The organism is Novosphingobium sp. TK46, assembly GCF_055361525.1.
In genome coordinates this window covers 1,148,211-1,163,523 of sequence record NZ_CM143963.1, presented here as the reverse complement: position 1 = coordinate 1,163,523, position 15,313 = coordinate 1,148,211, and the positions used below count along the sequence as shown (strand labels likewise).

The 15,313-nt window shown below is 65.6% G+C and carries 18 protein-coding genes and 1 tRNA gene; 12 read left to right on the top strand and 7 right to left on the bottom strand.

Annotated elements, in window-relative coordinates; genetic code table 11:
* Positions 1-11 precede the first annotated feature (11 nt).
* Together ACXJ1Z_RS05460 and ACXJ1Z_RS05455 are read right to left on the bottom strand one after the other, a co-directional pair.
* On the bottom strand, positions 12-692 hold the full coding sequence (locus ACXJ1Z_RS05460) for a DUF2490 domain-containing protein (RefSeq protein WP_463780123.1): 681 nt from the start codon (positions 690-692) through the stop codon (positions 12-14).
* A gap of 81 nt (positions 693-773) precedes the next feature.
* Complete coding sequence (locus ACXJ1Z_RS05455; protein WP_463780122.1) at positions 774-1,430, bottom strand: extensin family protein; 657 nt, start codon at positions 1,428-1,430, stop codon at positions 774-776.
* Positions 1,431-1,646: 216 nt separating this feature from the next.
* Here ACXJ1Z_RS05455 and ACXJ1Z_RS05450 point away from each other — a divergent pair, with 216 nt between their 5' ends.
* The 7 genes from ACXJ1Z_RS05450 (at position 1,647) to ACXJ1Z_RS05420 (ending at position 9,321) form a co-directional block, all read left to right on the top strand.
* Complete coding sequence (locus ACXJ1Z_RS05450; protein WP_463780121.1) at positions 1,647-2,777, top strand: phosphoserine transaminase; 1,131 nt, start codon at positions 1,647-1,649, stop codon at positions 2,775-2,777.
* A gap of 111 nt (positions 2,778-2,888) precedes the next feature.
* Complete coding sequence (gene serA, locus ACXJ1Z_RS05445; protein WP_463780118.1) at positions 2,889-4,472, top strand: phosphoglycerate dehydrogenase; 1,584 nt, start codon at positions 2,889-2,891, stop codon at positions 4,470-4,472.
* 87 nt (positions 4,473-4,559) lie between these two features.
* Complete coding sequence (locus ACXJ1Z_RS05440; protein ID WP_463780116.1) at positions 4,560-5,681, top strand: ATP phosphoribosyltransferase regulatory subunit; 1,122 nt, start codon at positions 4,560-4,562, stop codon at positions 5,679-5,681.
* A 47-nt stretch (positions 5,682-5,728) separates the two neighbouring features.
* On the top strand, positions 5,729-6,229 hold the full coding sequence (locus tag ACXJ1Z_RS05435) for a nuclear transport factor 2 family protein (RefSeq protein WP_463780115.1): 501 nt from the start codon (positions 5,729-5,731) through the stop codon (positions 6,227-6,229).
* Between the two features lie 133 nt (positions 6,230-6,362).
* Positions 6,363-7,652: an adenylosuccinate synthase gene (locus tag ACXJ1Z_RS05430; protein WP_463780113.1), complete on the top strand. Its 1,290-nt coding sequence runs from the start codon at positions 6,363-6,365 to the stop codon at positions 7,650-7,652.
* A 276-nt stretch (positions 7,653-7,928) separates the two neighbouring features.
* Positions 7,929-8,186: a L,D-transpeptidase family protein gene (locus tag ACXJ1Z_RS05425; protein ID WP_463780111.1), complete on the top strand. Its 258-nt coding sequence runs from the start codon at positions 7,929-7,931 to the stop codon at positions 8,184-8,186.
* Between the two features lie 118 nt (positions 8,187-8,304).
* Positions 8,305-9,321, top strand: a complete 1,017-nt coding sequence (locus tag ACXJ1Z_RS05420; RefSeq protein WP_463780109.1) for a sensor domain-containing diguanylate cyclase — start codon at positions 8,305-8,307, stop codon at positions 9,319-9,321.
* Here ACXJ1Z_RS05420 and ACXJ1Z_RS05415 read toward each other — a convergent pair.
* Positions 9,318-9,488, bottom strand: a complete 171-nt coding sequence (locus ACXJ1Z_RS05415; protein ID WP_463780107.1) for a DUF1674 domain-containing protein — start codon at positions 9,486-9,488, stop codon at positions 9,318-9,320. The genes ACXJ1Z_RS05420 and ACXJ1Z_RS05415 overlap by 4 nt on opposite strands.
* A 54-nt stretch (positions 9,489-9,542) precedes the next feature.
* Here ACXJ1Z_RS05415 and ACXJ1Z_RS05410 point away from each other — a divergent pair, with 54 nt between their 5' ends.
* Positions 9,543-10,775 carry an RsmB/NOP family class I SAM-dependent RNA methyltransferase gene (locus ACXJ1Z_RS05410; protein WP_463780106.1) on the top strand — a complete coding sequence of 411 codons (1,233 nt, stop codon included), beginning with the start codon at positions 9,543-9,545 and terminating at the stop codon, positions 10,773-10,775.
* 64 nt (positions 10,776-10,839) lie between these two features.
* Here ACXJ1Z_RS05410 and msrA read toward each other — a convergent pair whose 3' ends face one another.
* Positions 10,840-11,367, bottom strand: a complete 528-nt coding sequence (msrA, locus tag ACXJ1Z_RS05405) for a peptide-methionine (S)-S-oxide reductase MsrA (RefSeq protein ID WP_463780104.1) — start codon at positions 11,365-11,367, stop codon at positions 10,840-10,842.
* A gap of 119 nt (positions 11,368-11,486) precedes the next feature.
* Between msrA and ACXJ1Z_RS05400 the strand changes: the two genes are divergently transcribed.
* The 4 genes from ACXJ1Z_RS05400 to ACXJ1Z_RS05385 all read left to right on the top strand — a co-directional run bounded on the left by ACXJ1Z_RS05400 (position 11,487) and on the right by ACXJ1Z_RS05385 (position 13,838).
* Positions 11,487-12,347, top strand: a complete 861-nt coding sequence (locus ACXJ1Z_RS05400; RefSeq protein WP_463780103.1) for a class I SAM-dependent methyltransferase — start codon at positions 11,487-11,489, stop codon at positions 12,345-12,347.
* Between the two features lie 13 nt (positions 12,348-12,360).
* Complete coding sequence (gene aguB / locus ACXJ1Z_RS05395; RefSeq protein WP_463780101.1) at positions 12,361-13,227, top strand: N-carbamoylputrescine amidase; 867 nt, start codon at positions 12,361-12,363, stop codon at positions 13,225-13,227.
* An 80-nt stretch (positions 13,228-13,307) separates the two neighbouring features.
* The gene (folK, locus tag ACXJ1Z_RS05390) at positions 13,308-13,772 is read left to right on the top strand and encodes a 2-amino-4-hydroxy-6-hydroxymethyldihydropteridine diphosphokinase (RefSeq protein ID WP_463780100.1); all 465 of its coding nucleotides are present in this window, start codon (positions 13,308-13,310) and stop codon (positions 13,770-13,772) included.
* Positions 13,763-13,838 (top strand) — tRNA-Lys (locus tag ACXJ1Z_RS05385). Before folK ends, ACXJ1Z_RS05385 begins: the two co-directional genes overlap by 10 nt.
* Before the next feature lie 131 nt (positions 13,839-13,969).
* Here ACXJ1Z_RS05385 and ACXJ1Z_RS05380 read toward each other — a convergent pair.
* The 3 genes from ACXJ1Z_RS05380 to ACXJ1Z_RS05370 form a co-directional block, all read right to left on the bottom strand.
* On the bottom strand, positions 13,970-14,119 hold the full coding sequence (locus ACXJ1Z_RS05380; protein WP_463780098.1) for a hypothetical protein: 150 nt from the start codon (positions 14,117-14,119) through the stop codon (positions 13,970-13,972).
* Between the two features lie 82 nt (positions 14,120-14,201).
* On the bottom strand, positions 14,202-14,843 hold the full coding sequence (locus ACXJ1Z_RS05375) for an FABP family protein (RefSeq protein WP_463780096.1): 642 nt from the start codon (positions 14,841-14,843) through the stop codon (positions 14,202-14,204).
* Between the two features lie 63 nt (positions 14,844-14,906).
* The gene (locus ACXJ1Z_RS05370; protein ID WP_463780095.1) at positions 14,907-15,272 is read right to left on the bottom strand and encodes a response regulator transcription factor; all 366 of its coding nucleotides are present in this window, start codon (positions 15,270-15,272) and stop codon (positions 14,907-14,909) included.
* Positions 15,273-15,313 lie beyond the last annotated feature (41 nt).

Here is a 15,313-nt window from a genome sequence, read left to right as displayed (position 1 = left end):
AGTTCCTAGTCTCAATGCCGATACCACAGCGTCACCGATGCCGCATGGTTCATCCGGGTGCGACCAGCGGTCTGGTTGATCGTCTGGTTCAGGTATCCGACCTCGACCGTCGATGCGCCGGGTAAGCCGATTTCGGCTCCAAGGAACGTGCGCAGCTGGTCGAACCCGCCGCGCGCACCCCAATCGGTATCGTTGAGCGCGACGAAGGCTTCGCTCCAGACCAGCGCATTCACCGCGTCGCTGCCGGCCTTGAGCGGATGTTCGTAGCGGATCATCTCGCGCAGGCGCCAGCCGGTGTCGCTGCCATTGCTGCGCCAGCGCTGTTCCAGCCGGGTGCGCGAGGATAGCTCGCCGCCAAGCGGCTTGCCCAACGCAACCCCAAGCTGCTGGAAGCTGCGCTCCTCATTGATGTCGCGCCCGCCCTCGATCGCGGTGACGGTATGCGCATAACCCTGATAGAGCGTGACCTTGGATGATAGCTTCCACCCGAGCGCGCCACGCAGCAGCAACTGGTCGAGCCGGATGCCGTTGCCGAACCGTGGCTGGACCTCGGCGAAGTACACCAGGTCGCCGGACACCGGGCCGATGGCGGTGAGATTGAGCCAGGCCTGTTCGTCGTGCTCGGTCTGCGCGAGGGCGGGACCGGCCCAGACGGTGGCGACGGCGAGGATGGTAAGGCGGAAACGGTTCATGTCGTGCGAGAAAGCCTATGTCCTGCAGGCGCGAATGGGGTGAGCCCGCCTCGGCGTAGTGCTGGACGGCGGCCGCGCTGTCTAGCGGCAGAACGCGGCACCATCGGCTTCGAGGTGCAGGTGGTTCTTGTGCGCCGCATTGTACTGCGGTCCCAGCGTGGTGCCGAACCGCTTGCAGGCGCTGGCGTGAACCACGCGCAAGAAGCGGCGTTCCTCTGCCGTACCGCCATCCCAATCGCTCAGCACGGTGACGCGGCGACCGTCTTCCAGGACGAAGCCCGAGACGTCGATGGCGTTTGCGGTCGCGTGGCCGGACAGGCGTCGGCTACCGGCCACCGTCCGGCACGAGTAGCTGCCGAACGTCTCGATCCGTGCCACGTGCGAACCCAGGATCTGCAAAGCCGCGCGATCGACGCCATAGCGCGCCCAGCCGGCGAATTGGGATGCCATCGTACAGGTCACCGGGCCAAGGTTGGACAGCGCCATCTGCGCCGTGTCCGCGCGAAGGTTGGCCAGTCGCACCGTGCCGATATTGCTGCATCCGCCGCCGAAGCTGCGGTCCGGCAAGGGCGCGAAGCTGGCTCCGCTCGCCCCCAGTTGCGCGAGGCACTGCCGCAGCGCGGGTGGTCGCGCGGGGTTCGTGGTCGGGCGAGGGGGCGCGCGGCGGGCCACGCGAGGGGTGTCGGCGCAGCCATAAAGCGTCGCCAGCAGGGGAAGTATCAGCACGATCCGTCGCATCGCCACGGGTTAGTCCCATTCCAGGTTTCATGTCGCTTAACAGCCGTATGGCCTTGCGACAGTACGACGCCTGCATGCCACGAGCGAGCCGCAGCCGCTCGGGATCGGATGCCCGGTTGGGGATATCTTCCTTGACTTGGCGAGGCCCGGCCCTAGAGCCGGCGCCGGGCCACGCGGTCCCAACGCCGCGCGTGCTCTCTGTGAGGAGAGACTACATTGACTGAGCATACCAAGCCGTCGGTTAAGCCGGCGCGCCCGTTCTTCTCTTCGGGCCCTTGCGCGAAACCTCCGGGCTATTCGCCAGACAAACTTGCCACGCAATCGCTGGGCCGATCGCACCGTGCGAAGATCGGCAAGTCGCGCCTGCAGTACAGCATCGACCTGATGCGCGAAGTGCTGCAGCTTCCCGACACGCACCGCATTGGGATCGTCCCGGGCTCCGACACCGGCGCGTTCGAGATGGCGATGTGGACGATGCTGGGTGCGCGCCCCGTGACCACGATGGCGTGGGAGAGCTTCGGCGAGGGCTGGGTGACCGACGCGGTCAAGCAGCTCAAGATCGATCCCACCGTGATCCGCGCCGATTACGGCCAGCTGCCCGACTTGAGCCAGGTCGACTGGTCGAACGACGTGCTGTTCACCTGGAACGGCACCACCTCGGGCGTGCGCGTGCCGAATGCCGACTGGATTCCGGATGACCGCGAAGGGCTGTCGTTCGCCGACTCGACCTCTGCCGTCTTCGCCTACGACATCGACTGGTCGAAGATCGATGTCGCCACGTTCTCCTGGCAAAAGGTGCTGGGCGGTGAGGGCGGCCATGGCGTGCTGATCCTGGGCCCCCGCGCGGTCGAGCGGCTGGAAAGCTACACGCCGGCCTGGCCGCTGCCCAAGGTGTTCCGCCTCGTCTCCAAGGGCAAGCTGGCCGAAGGCGTGTTCAAGGGCGAGACGATCAACACGCCTTCGATGCTCGCGGTCGAGGACGCGATCTTTGCGCTGGAATGGGCCAAGGGTCTTGGCGGTCTGACCGGCCTCAAGGCGCGTTCGGATGCGAACGCCGCCGCGCTCGATACGATCGTCGCTGAGCGGGATTGGCTCGGGCATCTTGCCGCCGATCCGGCCAGCCGGTCCAAGACCTCGGTCTGCCTGACTGTCGAGGATGCCGACGCCGACTTCATCAAGCAGTTCGCTGCCTTGCTGGAGAAGGAAGGCGCGGCCTACGACGTAGCCGGATATCGCGATGCCCCGGCGGGTCTGCGCATCTGGTGTGGCGCTACGGTCGACACGGCCGACATCGTCGCGCTGGGACCGTGGCTCGACTGGGCCTACGCGACCGTCAAGGCCGGCTGACCCCTCACAGGTTACAGCGTCCCAGCGAAGGCTGGGACCGCTTTTTCTCATGGCGCCGCCCTCGCGGCAAGCGACCCCGGCCCGCGCCGGGATGACGCAAGGATATTTGACATGACCAAGCCCAAAGTCCTCATTTCCGACAAGATGGACCCCAACGCGACCCGCATTTTCCAAGAGCGCGGTTGCGATGTCGACGTCATCACCGGTGAGACGCCCGAAGAACTGATTGCCCGCATCGGCCAGTACGATGGCCTCGCGATTCGCTCCTCGACCAAGGTGACCAAGGCCGTCCTCGACGCCGCCACCAACCTCAAGGTCGTCGGACGCGCGGGCATCGGCGTCGACAACGTCGATATCCCCGCCGCCTCGGCGCAAGGCGTGGTGGTGATGAACACCCCGTTCGGCAACTCGATCACCACTGCCGAGCATGCGATCGCGCTGATGTTCGCGCTCGCCCGCCAGCTGCCCGAGGCGAATGCGCAGACGCAAGCCGGCCTGTGGCCCAAGAACGGCTTCATGGGCGTGGAAGTCACCGGCAAGACGCTCGGCCTGATCGGCGCCGGCAACATCGGCTCGATCGTCGCCAGCCGCGCGCTCGGCCTGCGCATGAAGGTCGTTGCCTTCGATCCGTTCCTGACGCCCGAACGCGCGATCGAGATGGGTGTCGAAAAGGTCGATCTGGACGGATTGCTCGCCCGCGCCGACTTCATCACCCTGCACACCCCGCTCACCGACCAGACCCGCAACATCCTCTCGGCCGAGAACCTGGCCAAGACCAAGAAGGGCGTGCGCATCGTCAACTGCGCGCGCGGTGGCCTGATCGACGAGACGGCGTTGAAGGCCGGGCTCGACAGCGGCCACATCGCCGGCGCCGCGCTCGACGTGTTCCAGACCGAACCGGCCAAGGAATCGCCGCTGTTCGGCACGCCCGGCTTCATCTGCACCCCGCACCTGGGCGCATCGACCAACGAGGCGCAAGTCAACGTCGCGCTGCAGGTGGCCGAGCAGATGGCCGACTTCCTGGTCAACGGCGGCGTCACCAACGCGCTCAACATGCCGTCGCTCAGCGCCGAGGAAGCGCCCAAGCTCAAGCCCTACATGGCACTGGCCGAGAAGCTGGGTTCGCTGGTGGGCCAGTTGACTCGCGACTCGGTGCCCCGGATCTCGATCCATACCGAGGGTGCGGCGACCGAGCTCAACGGCAAGCCCATCACCGCCGCCGTTCTCGCGGGCTTCATGCGGGTGCAGTCGGCCACGGTGAACATGGTCAACGCGCCGTTCCTCGCCAAGGATCGCGGCCTCGAAGTGCGCGAAGTGAAGACCGAGCGCGAGGGTGATTACCACACGCTGATCCGCGTCTCGGTGAAGACCGAAGCGGGCGAGCGGTCGGTGGCGGGCACGTTGTTCAACAACACCGAGGCGCGGCTGGTCGAGATGTTCGGCATCAAGGTGGAGGCCGACCTGTCGGGCCACATGATGTACATCGTCAACGAAGACGCACCCGGCTTCATCGGCCGCATCGGTACGCTGCTGGGTGAGAGCGGCATCAATATCGGCACCTTCAACCTGGGCCGCCGCGAGGCCGGGGGCGAAGCGGTGCTGCTGCTGTCGGTCGATAGCGCCGTTTCGCCAGAGCTTATCGAAAAGGCGCAGCGCCTGCCAGGCGTGAAGATGGTGAAAGCACTGTCGTTCTGAGTGGCGCTCCCTCTCTCCGACAGGGGAGAGGGGCCGGCCACGAAGGGGTTTGTGTCAAGCCCGGCTTGATCTAAGGGCGCTTCCACCATGCATGATACCGATCGCGATCTTCTGCCCGAGGGCCTCGGCGACCGTCTGCTCGCGCAAGCGGCGGCGGCCAGCCGCGTTCGGCGCGGTTGCCTCGATGTGTTTGCCTCATATGGTTACGGGCGCGTCGAGACCCCGGTGATCGAATTCGAGAAGTCGATGGCCAGCCGCATGGCCGGCGTCGAGCCGCGTCGCATGTTCCGCTTCGTGGATCCGGTGTCGTTGCGCACGCTGGCGCTGCGGTCCGACATCACCGTGCAGGTCGGCCGCATCGCCGCCACCAGCCTGGCCAACAGGCCGCGCCCGTTGCGCCTGTGCTATGCCGGGCCGGTGCTGACGATCAAGGGCGACGGCCTCGACCCCGCGCGCGAGCGGTTGCAGCTGGGCACCGAGCTGATCGGCGTCGACAGCGTCGCCGCCGCCGCCGAAGCGGTGGTGCTGGCGATCGAGGCGCTGGAGCGGGTGGGAGCCACCGGCATCTCGGTCGACTTCACGCTCCCCGATGTGGTCGACACCCTTGCGGTCGAGGCGCTGCCGCTGGCGGCGAGCCAGATCGATGCGGTGCGCCGCGAGCTCGATGCCAAGGATGCAGGTGGCCTGGTCGATGCGGGCGGCGCGGCTTACTTGCCGCTGCTCTACGCGGTCGGTCCCTTCGAACAGGCGATCGAGCGGCTCTCGGCTTTCGACGCAGGCGGCGCGCTGGCCAGCCGTATCGTCGCCTTGCGTGAGATCGCCGCGCGGGTCGGCGGCCGCGCGCGCATCACGCTCGATCCGTCCGAGCGCCATGGCTTCGAATATCAGTCCTGGTTCGGGTTCATGATCTACGCGCAGGGCGTGCAAGGTGCGGTGGGGCGCGGCGGCACTTATCGCATCCTCGGCCAGACATCCGAGGGTGAACCCGCGACCGGATTTTCCCTGTATCCGGATCGCCTGATCGATCTGCTGGCTGAGGCCACCAGCGATCCGGCCGCACTGTTCCTGCCGCTTGGGTATGATGCCGATGGAGCCGCACGCCAGCGTGCGATCGGCTGGCGCACCGTGGCGGCATTGTCCGAACATGACGACCCGGTGGCGCTGGGCTGCTCGCACCGCCTAGAAGCGGGCGAGGCGCTGCCCCTCTAGTCTTGACGATCCAGCGCGTTATCCTGCGTCAAAACGGGAGAGCGGCATTGAGCGGATTCGTCGAAGCCGAAGCGCGTGTTCGCCAGCTTCATGCCGCCTATGCCGACGCGGTCTGGCGCAAGGACCTCACATCCTTCGGCGATTGCTACACGCCTGAGGCCGAGTGGCGCATCTCCGGCATGGTCCTGCGGGGGCGCGGGGAGATCGAGGCGGGATTCGGCGCCGTGCTCGCCACCTGCAATCGGATATTGATGACCTTTCGCACGCCGCAGGTCGAGCTGACCGGCGATGGCCACGCCAGCGCCCGCGTCTACGTGACCGAGCAATGCACCTGGACAGACAAGGCGCCGACCATGAATATCGGACGCTATTACGACCGTTGCGTCGTAAATGGCGATCGCTGGCGGTTCTCGTGGCGGTTGTTCCAGTTGCTCTACACCGGCCCGGCCGACCTGACCGGGGAATACCAGGAGCATCCCGATTACGGGGTCTGGCCGGGCATGCCGCCGCTCGACGCAGTCCCGCCGCCGGCGCCATCGCGCCCTTGACGGCCTCGTCGCGCGCACTTAGGAGCGCGCCTGAAAACCGGGCGGCGCTTCGCCCGATCGTACCATCCCGATCGCCGAGTCCTGTCGAAGGGCGTTTCGTGGATCCACCCTGGCAGGTGGAGGCAGTGTACCTGTGGCCAATGTAACCGTTATCGGCGCCCAGTGGGGCGATGAAGGCAAAGGCAAGATCGTCGACTGGCTGGCTAGCCGGGCCGACGCCGTCGTGCGTTTCCAGGGTGGGCACAATGCCGGCCATACGCTCGTCGTGGGTGAGCAGGTGTACAAGCTCAGCCTGCTGCCGTCTGGCATCGTCACCGGCACGCTGTCGATCATCGGCAACGGCGTGGTGCTCGATCCCTGGGCGCTCAAGGCCGAGATCGAGAAGCTCGAAGGCCAGGGCGTGGTCATCAACACCGAAAACTTCGCCATCGCGGACAACTGCCCGCTGATCCTGCCGATCCACAGCGTGCTGGACGGATTGCGTGAGGCCGCCGCCGGATCGGGCAAGATCGGCACCACCGGGCGCGGTATCGGCCCCGCTTACGAGGACAAGGTCGGCCGCCGGGCCATCCGCGTGTGCGATCTTGCGCACCTCGACGCGCTGGAGCCGATGCTCGATCGCCTCTGCGCCCACCACGATGCGTTACGCGCCGGGTTCGGCGAGCAGCCGGTCGACCGCGCGGCGCTGATCGCTTCGCTCAAGGAGATCGCCCCGTTCGTGCTGCAGTATGCGCAGCCGGTGTGGCGCCGCCTCAACAAGGTGCGCAAAGCCGGCGCGCGCATCCTGTTCGAAGGCGCGCAGGGCGTGTTGCTCGATGTCGATCACGGGACCTATCCGTTCGTGACCAGCTCGAACACCGTCAGCGGCACCGCCGCCAGCGGTTCGGGCCTTGGTCCTTCGGCGACCGGGTTCGTGCTGGGCATCGTCAAGGCCTACACCACTCGCGTCGGCTCGGGCCCGTTCCCGACCGAGCTGGAGGACGCGACGGGCCAGCGCCTGGGCGAGCGGGGCCATGAGTTCGGCACCGTCACCGGACGCAAGCGCCGTTGTGGCTGGTTCGACGCCGTGCTGGTGCGCCAGTCCTGCGCGATCTCGGGCGTGACCGGCATCGCGCTGACCAAGGTCGACGTGCTCGACGGCTTCGACACGGTGAAGATCTGCACCGGCTATCGTCTGAACGGAAAGGTGCTGGACTACTTCCCCAGCCACGCCGCCGACCAGGCCAACGTCGAGCCGATCTATGAGGAAATGGAAGGCTGGAGTGGCACCACCGCCGGTGCCCGCTCGTGGGCGGACCTGCCGGCGCAGGCGATCAAGTACATCCAGCGCGTGCAGGAACTGATCGAAACGCCGGTGGCGCTGGTCTCGACCAGCCCCGAGCGCGAGGACACTATCCTCGTGCGTGATCCCTTTCAGGATTGAACCGGCAAGGCGGCGGTATCATGCGCCGCCTCGCCTTCGTGCTGCTGTCGGCGATCGCGGCCTGCACATCGCCCCCGCCACAGCCGCGCCCGACCGACGGGTTGCCGCCGACAGGCGCGCCCGTCGATCTTGTCCGCATCCACAAGGCCGCGCGCACGCTCGAGGTCTGGTCGCGGGGGCGCTCGGTGCTGATTTCTGACTCGCATCCAGCTTGGCCATCGACCCATCGGGCCCAAGCAGTTCGAAGGTGATGGCAGGACGCCCGAAGGTCGCTACTTGATCGACTGGCGCAATCCGCGCAGCAGCTATCATCTGTCGCTCCATGTCTCGTACCCCGACCCGCGGCAGGTCGCCGCAGCCCGAACGCAGGGTCGTAGTGCCGGCGGCATGATCATGATCCATGGACAGCCTAATGGTCGCGCCACTCGCATGTCGGGCGACTGGACCGATGGCTGCATCGCCCTGTCGAACCAGGAAATCGAGACATTATGGGATCTTGTACCGGATGGCGCGATCATCGAGATACTGGCGTAGGGATTGCCGCTCGTACGTGATGAACGCAGGTCCACCTTGGGCGTTTGCCAAAAAGTAACCATCGTCTGCCTAAGGTTTTGCGACTCGAAAACAAAAAAGGTTGCAGCAAGCAGTTTCGATGCAGTGCCAACCCGCCTTGAACGATGAACCGGCTCGTCTTGCCGCCTTGCAGCGCCTGGCGGTGATGGATACGCCCGCAGAGGAACCGTTCGAGAACGTCGTCGCGCTGGTGCGAGCGGTTCTGGGCGTACCGATCGCGACCGTGTCGCTGATCGCCGAGGACCGGCAATGGTTCAAGGCCAGCGTGGGGCTTGATGTGTCGGAGACACCGCGGGATATCTCATTCTGCACGCACACCATCAAACAGCACGAGCCGCTGGTCATTCCCGATGCGACGAAGGATCCGCGTTTCGCGAACAACCCGCTGGTGCTCGGCAATCCATACCTGCGCAGCTACGCCGGCATCCCGTTGCGGACGTCGGAGGGCTACAATGTCGGCTCGTTGTGTGCGATCGACACCAAACCTCGCGAGTTCTCCGATGTCGAACTGGCGATGCTGGACAAGTTCGCCCGGATCGTCGTGGCCGATCTCGAATTGCGACGGATCGCCGGCAAGGATCAGTTGACCGGCGCGCTGACGCGGCGTGGATTCATCGAGCGGGTGACGCAGGAGATCGATCGATATCATCGCTATGCCCGGCCCGTCAGCCTCGCGATGATCGACATCGATCACTTCAAGGCGATCAACGACACACACGGCCACGCCACCGGAGATATGGTCCTTCGCGAGGTTTCGCGGCTGTTGCGGATGGAAGCGCGACCCAACGACCTGCTGGGCCGGCTCGGTGGCGAGGAGTTCGCGCTGCTCATGCCCGAGACCGACGCCCGATCGGGTTACGTCGCGGCGGAGCGTTTTCGCGAATGTATCGCTGCGGCCGGGATCGAGGCGGCGCCGGGCCTGCAGATCCGGGTCACGGCCAGCTTCGGCGTGGCGGAATTGGTCCCGGCCTTCACCGATCCCGAAAGCTGGTTCGCAGCCACGGACGTGCTGCTGTATGCCGCGAAACGGCGCGGTCGCAATCGCTGCATCGCCTTGTTCGACGATGCGTTCGAAGTACCGCCGGTGGCCGCCTAAAAGTCGATCGCGATACCCTTGCTTACCCAGTCGCCATAGCGGGTGGGAGAGAGGCCATCCGGATCCTTCTCGTCCTTGTTCGCCGCTTCCGGTTTTGGAGCGGGCGTATCGCTCCAGTGTGCCGGCTTGCGGAAAGTGTCGGGCCGTTGTGTCGCGCGCTGTGTCATACGGTGAATGTGGGGCGGCTGGCGGTCCTTGGCAATCGCGCCTAGGGGCAGGGGATGGATATTCCCGGTCTTCCCGCCAGGCGCGCCGCGCTCAATCTGATCGATGCCGTGCTGCGCCGTGGCGAGACGCTGGAGCAGGCTGCCGGCGCATCGCTGGCAAGGGTACGTGGCGAGCCCGATCGGGCGCTGGCACGGGCGATCGCATCCGAAGTGCTGCGCTGGCGCACCGATCTTGATGCCATGATCGACAGTGCGACGCGGATGCCGTTGCCCGAAGATGCGAAACCGCGCGCGGTGCTGGCGATCATGCTGGCACAAGTGCTGCGGCTCGACACGCCGCCACACGCCGCCATCGCCACCGGCCTGCCCTTGCTGATGGGCGGTCCCCGTCGACTGGCGCATGGCGTGTTCACCACCCTGACCAAAGGTGGCGCATCGCTACCCCCGATGCCGACGCTTCCCGCTGACGTTCGCGAGCGGTGGGGCGAGCGGGCGGCTGCGATCGCCGGCGGGCTTGGCGTGCCCCCTCCGCTCGACCTTGCCTTGCGCGATCCCAAGGACACTGCCGACTGGGCCGAGCGGCTTGGCGGCGTATCGTTGGCACCGGGCCATGTGCGCCTGCCGCGCGGGGCCGCGATCGACACGCTGCCGGGCTATCGCGATGGCGCATGGTGGGTGCAGGATCTCGCGGCGACGTTGCCTGCGCGATTGTTGGGACAGGGCGAGGGCCGGCGCGCGCTCGATCTGTGCGCGGCGCCAGGTGGCAAGGCGTTGCAGCTCGCAGCCTCGGGATGGTCGGTGACTGCGCTCGACATCAGCAAGCGGCGGCTTGAGCGGCTGCAGGACAACCTGCAACGCACCGGACTTGACGCGCAGATCGTCACCGCCGACGCGCTGGAATGGCAACCCGAGCAACTGTTCGACGCGATCCTGCTGGATGCTCCGTGCACCGCCACGGGAACCTGCCGCCGCCATCCCGATGTGCTGCATCGCATCAGTCCGCGCCAGATCGGCGAGATGACGCAACTCCAGCGACGATTGCTCGAACGTGCCGCCGATTGGCTCGCACCCGGAGGGCAGCTCGTCTACGCGGTGTGTTCGCTGGAAAGCGAGGAGGGTGAGGATCAGGCGACCCGCATCATGCTCGATCGTGACCCGATAACCGCCGAGGAGCTGCCGGCCGGCTTGCAGCCCACCCAGGGTGGCTGGTTGCGTACCGATCCCGGCATGCTGGCCGAACATGGCGGGCTCGACGGCTTTTTCATCGCCCGCTGGCGTAAGGCCTGACCCTAGCGACGGGCGACTGGTTTAGCCAGGCGCGAAATGAAGAGGCCTCGCGCCCGCTAGGTGGTCAGGCCTTGACCCGCGCCTGGAAGCTTTTGCGCAGCTTCATCAGCTTGGGCGGAATCACGGCCAGGCAGTAGGGATTTCGCTGTCCCTCACCCTCCCAATACTCCTGGTGATACGCCTCGGCGGGATACCAGGTCGCCGGACCCTCGATCGTCGTCACCACGCGCCCGCCGTTTTCCGCATTCGACCGCGCGATCGCCGCCTCTGCTTCGGCACGCTGGGTATCGTCGAGGGGGAAGATCGCGGAGCGATACTGTGTGCCCACGTCGTTGCCCTGCCGGTTGAGTTGCGTCGGATCATGCGTTCCCATGAACACGTCGAGAATTTCACCATACGAGATCGCATGGGGATCGTAGTGCACCTTGATCGCTTCGGCATGGCCGGTCACCCCGGCGCAGACCTGCTTGTAAGTCGGGTTCTCGACCGCGCCGCCGATATAGCCGCTTTCGACCGAATCCACTCCGATCACGTCGCGGAAAACCGCTTCGGTGCACCAGAAGCATCCGCCTGCGAGGATTGCCGTTTCCATGTGGTTGATCGTCCCGTATCTGTATGATGTCGATGCCTAGATAGGTACCGGTGGCGCGCTTGTCAGGGGTGCGGTCCGGGTGCCCGAAGTCACATATGTTTCCATGGGGAGAAACACCGATGCGCCGTTTGATGCTTTCGTTCGCGACCGGCCTTGGTCTGCTCGCCCTTCCACTGGCCGCCGGTGCAGCACCCGCAAAATCCGCCGGCTCCACCTGCAGCGGTTGCCAACCGCTGCTTGAGCGTGCGGCCGCCGATCCCCGGCGCAAGGACGATCGCGCCCGCGATGCGGCACGGCATCCGGTGCAGACCATGATGTTCTTCGGCGTCGCACCCGGCATGAAAGTCGGCGAGTATGCGCCCGGCGGCGAATGGTACTCGCGTTTCCTGGGCCTCTATCTGGGTCAGCAGGGCAAGCTCGTCGGCCTCTTTGCCAATCCCGATGCGCCCGCCTTCAGCGCCAAGGCGCGCGCGGGCATCGCCGCCGGGGTCGCCAAGTACCCGCAGGACGTCGCCAGCTTTACCGGCCTGCCCGCTAGCAGCTTCGCCGCGATGACGCTCAAGGACGTGCCGCAGGACCAGAAGGGCACGTTCGACCGCATCCTCTTGCCGCGCGCGCTGCACAACATGCTCGCCGCCAGCAATGCCGACAGCGAGATCCGGACGATGCGGGAACTGCTCAAGCCCGATGGGATGATCGGCGTCGAACAGCATCGCGCCAAGGCCGGCGCGGCTTATGCCTATACCGACGGCTCCATGGGATACTTGCGTCAGGCGGACGTGATACGGTTGATGGAGCTCAACGGCTTCGAACTGGCAGGCACGTCCGAGATCAACGCCAATCCCAAGGACAGCGCCAACTGGCCCGAGGGTGTGTGGACCTTGCCGCCCTCTCTCGCGCTGAAGGATCAGGACAAGGCGAAGTATCAGGCGATCGGTGAAAGTGACCGGATGACCTTGCTGTTTCGCAAACGCCCCTGATATCGGCGCGGCCATGACCCGTATCTCCGTCGCCACCCTGCAGCTCGCGCTCAACGCTCCTGCCGAGCAGGAGAATATCGCTGCCGTCGGCACCCTGGTCGAGGAAGCGGCGGGGCGGGGCGCCCAGATCGTGTTGCCGCCAGAGCTGTTTTCCGGCCCGTACTTCTGCAAGGTCGAGGAAGAGGAACTGTTCGCGCTCGCGCGGCCGACGGCCGAACATCCCTCGGTGTTGGCGATGCAGAAGCTGGCCGCCAAATTGAAGGTCGCGATCCCGACCAGCTTCTTCGAACGCGACGGTCACCACTATTACAATACGCTGGCGATGATCGGGCCTGATGGCGAAATCATGGGCACGTATCGCAAGAGCCATATTCCCGATGGTCCGGGGTATGAGGAAAAATACTATTTTCGCCCCGGGAATGATGGTTTCAAGGTCTGGAACGTGTTCGGCGCCCGCATCGGCGTCGGCATCTGCTGGGATCAGTGGTACCCTGAATCAGCCCGGGTGATGGCGCTGATGGGGGCCGAACTGCTGTTCTATCCCACCGCGATCGGGTCGGAGCCCTATGACGTCAGCCTTGATACCAGCCGCATGTGGCGACGCGCGATGCTGGGGCACGCGGTGTCGAACTGCATGCCGGTGATCGCCGCCAACCGCATCGGTACCGAGGCCGAATGGGGCGGCCAGGGCCAGGCGTTCTACGGTCACTCTTTCATCACCGACGAGTGGGGCGACTATCTGGCCGAGTTCGGTCGCGAGGAAACGGGCGTGCTGGTGGCCGAAATCGATCTTGCCCGGGCTGCCAAGCATCGCGCCGGCATGGGCTTCTTTCGCGATCGCCGCCCGCAGCTCTACGGCCGCATCGCGCAGGATATCTGAGCGCGAGGGTGGCCAGGCATCGGTACCTCATTGCGCTGGGCTCCAACATGCGCCACCCGCGCCTTGGCGCACCGGCTGCGGTGCTGCGCGCCGCCTTCGCCGCGCTTGACCGCAAGCGGATCAAGTTGCGCGCCGCTTCGCCGATCCACGCGAGCGCGCCCATCGGCCCGTCGCAACGCCGCTATGCCAACGCCGCCGCGGTGATCAGTACGCGCCTCGGGCCTTCGCGTTTGCTGGCTCGCCTCAAGCGCATCGAGGCGCGCTTCGGCCGAAAACATCGCGGGATGCGCTGGCGTGCAAGAGTTCTGGACCTGGATATCATCCTGTGGAGTGGCGGCACTTTCTCCTCACGCCAACTGGTGATCCCGCACCAGCAGTTCCGTTCGCGCCCCTTCGTGCTCAAGCCGGCCAAGGCGATCGCCGCCGCCTGGCGCGATCCATCGACAGGTCTCACCATCCAACATCTGACCACCCGCTTGACCCGGCCGCGCCCCGCCCTTAGGGCTCTGCGCTCCCGCAACGCATCGCGGCTCGGGGGCCCTTAGCTCAGTCGGTAGAGCAACTGACTTTTAATCAGTAGGTCGCTGGTTCGAACCCAGCAGGGCTCACCATTCAGAATTGTTGATACCGATTCGGATGGTGGGTGGTGGTGGTCGCTGTTCTAATCGGGCAACGCGAGTACGCCCGCAAGCGGGCGATCTTGCAGGGTTGCAGAAAACGCGCAGTCGCCGGGTGCGCTTGCCTAACGTTCGTGTTTCCCGATGCTGAAGTGCGCATGAAACTGGTTGAGGACTTCGCTGGCAGCGGCAATGCGTTGCAGGTCGTCTTCGTGCAAAGCGCAGATTCCCGACAGCATCGCGCCAAAGGACGGGTTCGCCATCTCTGGAGCCATGCGGCTGCGGTATGAGGCCATCAGTGGGCAGGCACGCGCAGGCTTCATCAACAGCGACGACCTGGTGAACCTGCGCACCAACCTAATCGCTCAATACCGCCCAAGGGTTCGGCTTGGCCTCGCCGATGCGGTGCAAGGTGTTGCGGTCGGTATGGGCGAAGGGGGCATCGCGCCCTTCCAGCAGCAATTGGGTGTCGGTGACGTAGCTCCATGATCCGTCGGCATGGAAGGTGATGGTCATCGTGTAGCTGTCGGTGCGGAAGGCCTGTTCCAGAAACGTGGTCGAGCAGATGCCGAAGTCGGTTTCACCGCGCTTGGCCGAGACGACGATCGCGTCCGCATCGGGCGCGGCCTGACCCGAAGCGAGCGCGACCTGGCCGCGCGGGATCGCCACCGTTTGCTGCACCAGCCCGGTCGCGGGCTCCCACAGCCAGTAGCCGACCTGATCGTGGAAGGTGATGTCCTCTTCCACGGTCGTGATGTGGGTGTGGTAGCGCAGGCCGTAGAACAGTTGCGGGCCGTTCGCCTGCGGGTCGATCGGCTGGAAGTCCATCGTCTCGATGAACACCCGGCGTTCGGGGCCATCGGCCTTGGGGTTGAGGTCCACGCCCTTGCGAGCCTGCCACCGTCCGGCCAATCGACGCAGCGGACCAAGGTTTGCCAAGGTATCGGAATCGACGTCGGTCGGCTCGGTGAAGATGTCGCGCGCTGCAGGTGTCATCATGGTTGTCCAGTTGCTTCGATGCCGATTGTGTAACCCGTTGTGCCTGTGGTTCCTGAGTGGCGCCTAGCCGATGGCCGCTTCGATCGCGGCGAGCAGCTCGTCCGGATCGACCGGCTTGGTCAGAAAGGCCTTGGCGCCGCTCGCCAACATCTGCTCGCGCACGATCGACGTGGGAAACGCCGTCATTACGATCAGCGGATGCCGACAGCCACGGCTGGCTAAGGCCAGTTGGAGCTGGCGCCCGTCCACGCCAGGCATGTGCAAGTCGGTGACGACGCATGCGAACCGATCCAGCTCGGGGCTGGCCAGCAGTGCGCCGCCGTCGCCGAACTGCGCACCGTCGAAGCCGGCGGACCGCAACAGGCTGGCGATACTGCCCCGCACGCCTGGATCGTCGTCGACGATCGCTACGAGTTGGTGATGGGACAATGCGAAACTCCAAGCCGGGTCAATCTACCCGTAACGCACTG

Bases quoted from the DNA above. Each gene is read 5' to 3' on its own strand.
- ACXJ1Z_RS05460 (WP_463780123.1), bottom strand. From the start codon at position 692: ATGAACCGTTTCCGCCTTACCATCCTCGCCGTCGCCACCGTCTGGGCC.
- ACXJ1Z_RS05455 (WP_463780122.1), bottom strand. From the start codon at position 1,430: ATGCGACGGATCGTGCTGATACTTCCCCTGCTGGCGACGCTTTATGGC.
- serA (WP_463780118.1), top strand. From the start codon at position 2,889: ATGACCAAGCCCAAAGTCCTCATTTCCGACAAGATGGACCCCAACGCG.
- ACXJ1Z_RS05440 (WP_463780116.1), top strand. From the start codon at position 4,560: ATGCATGATACCGATCGCGATCTTCTGCCCGAGGGCCTCGGCGACCGT.
- ACXJ1Z_RS05420 (WP_463780109.1), top strand. From the start codon at position 8,305: ATGCAGTGCCAACCCGCCTTGAACGATGAACCGGCTCGTCTTGCCGCC.
- ACXJ1Z_RS05415 (WP_463780107.1), bottom strand. From the start codon at position 9,488: ATGACACAGCGCGCGACACAACGGCCCGACACTTTCCGCAAGCCGGCA.
- ACXJ1Z_RS05410 (WP_463780106.1), top strand. From the start codon at position 9,543: ATGGATATTCCCGGTCTTCCCGCCAGGCGCGCCGCGCTCAATCTGATC.
- msrA (WP_463780104.1), bottom strand. From the start codon at position 11,367: ATGGAAACGGCAATCCTCGCAGGCGGATGCTTCTGGTGCACCGAAGCG.
- ACXJ1Z_RS05400 (WP_463780103.1), top strand. From the start codon at position 11,487: ATGCGCCGTTTGATGCTTTCGTTCGCGACCGGCCTTGGTCTGCTCGCC.
- aguB (WP_463780101.1), top strand. From the start codon at position 12,361: ATGACCCGTATCTCCGTCGCCACCCTGCAGCTCGCGCTCAACGCTCCT.
- ACXJ1Z_RS05380 (WP_463780098.1), bottom strand. From the start codon at position 14,119: ATGGCTCCAGAGATGGCGAACCCGTCCTTTGGCGCGATGCTGTCGGGA.
- ACXJ1Z_RS05375 (WP_463780096.1), bottom strand. From the start codon at position 14,843: ATGATGACACCTGCAGCGCGCGACATCTTCACCGAGCCGACCGACGTC.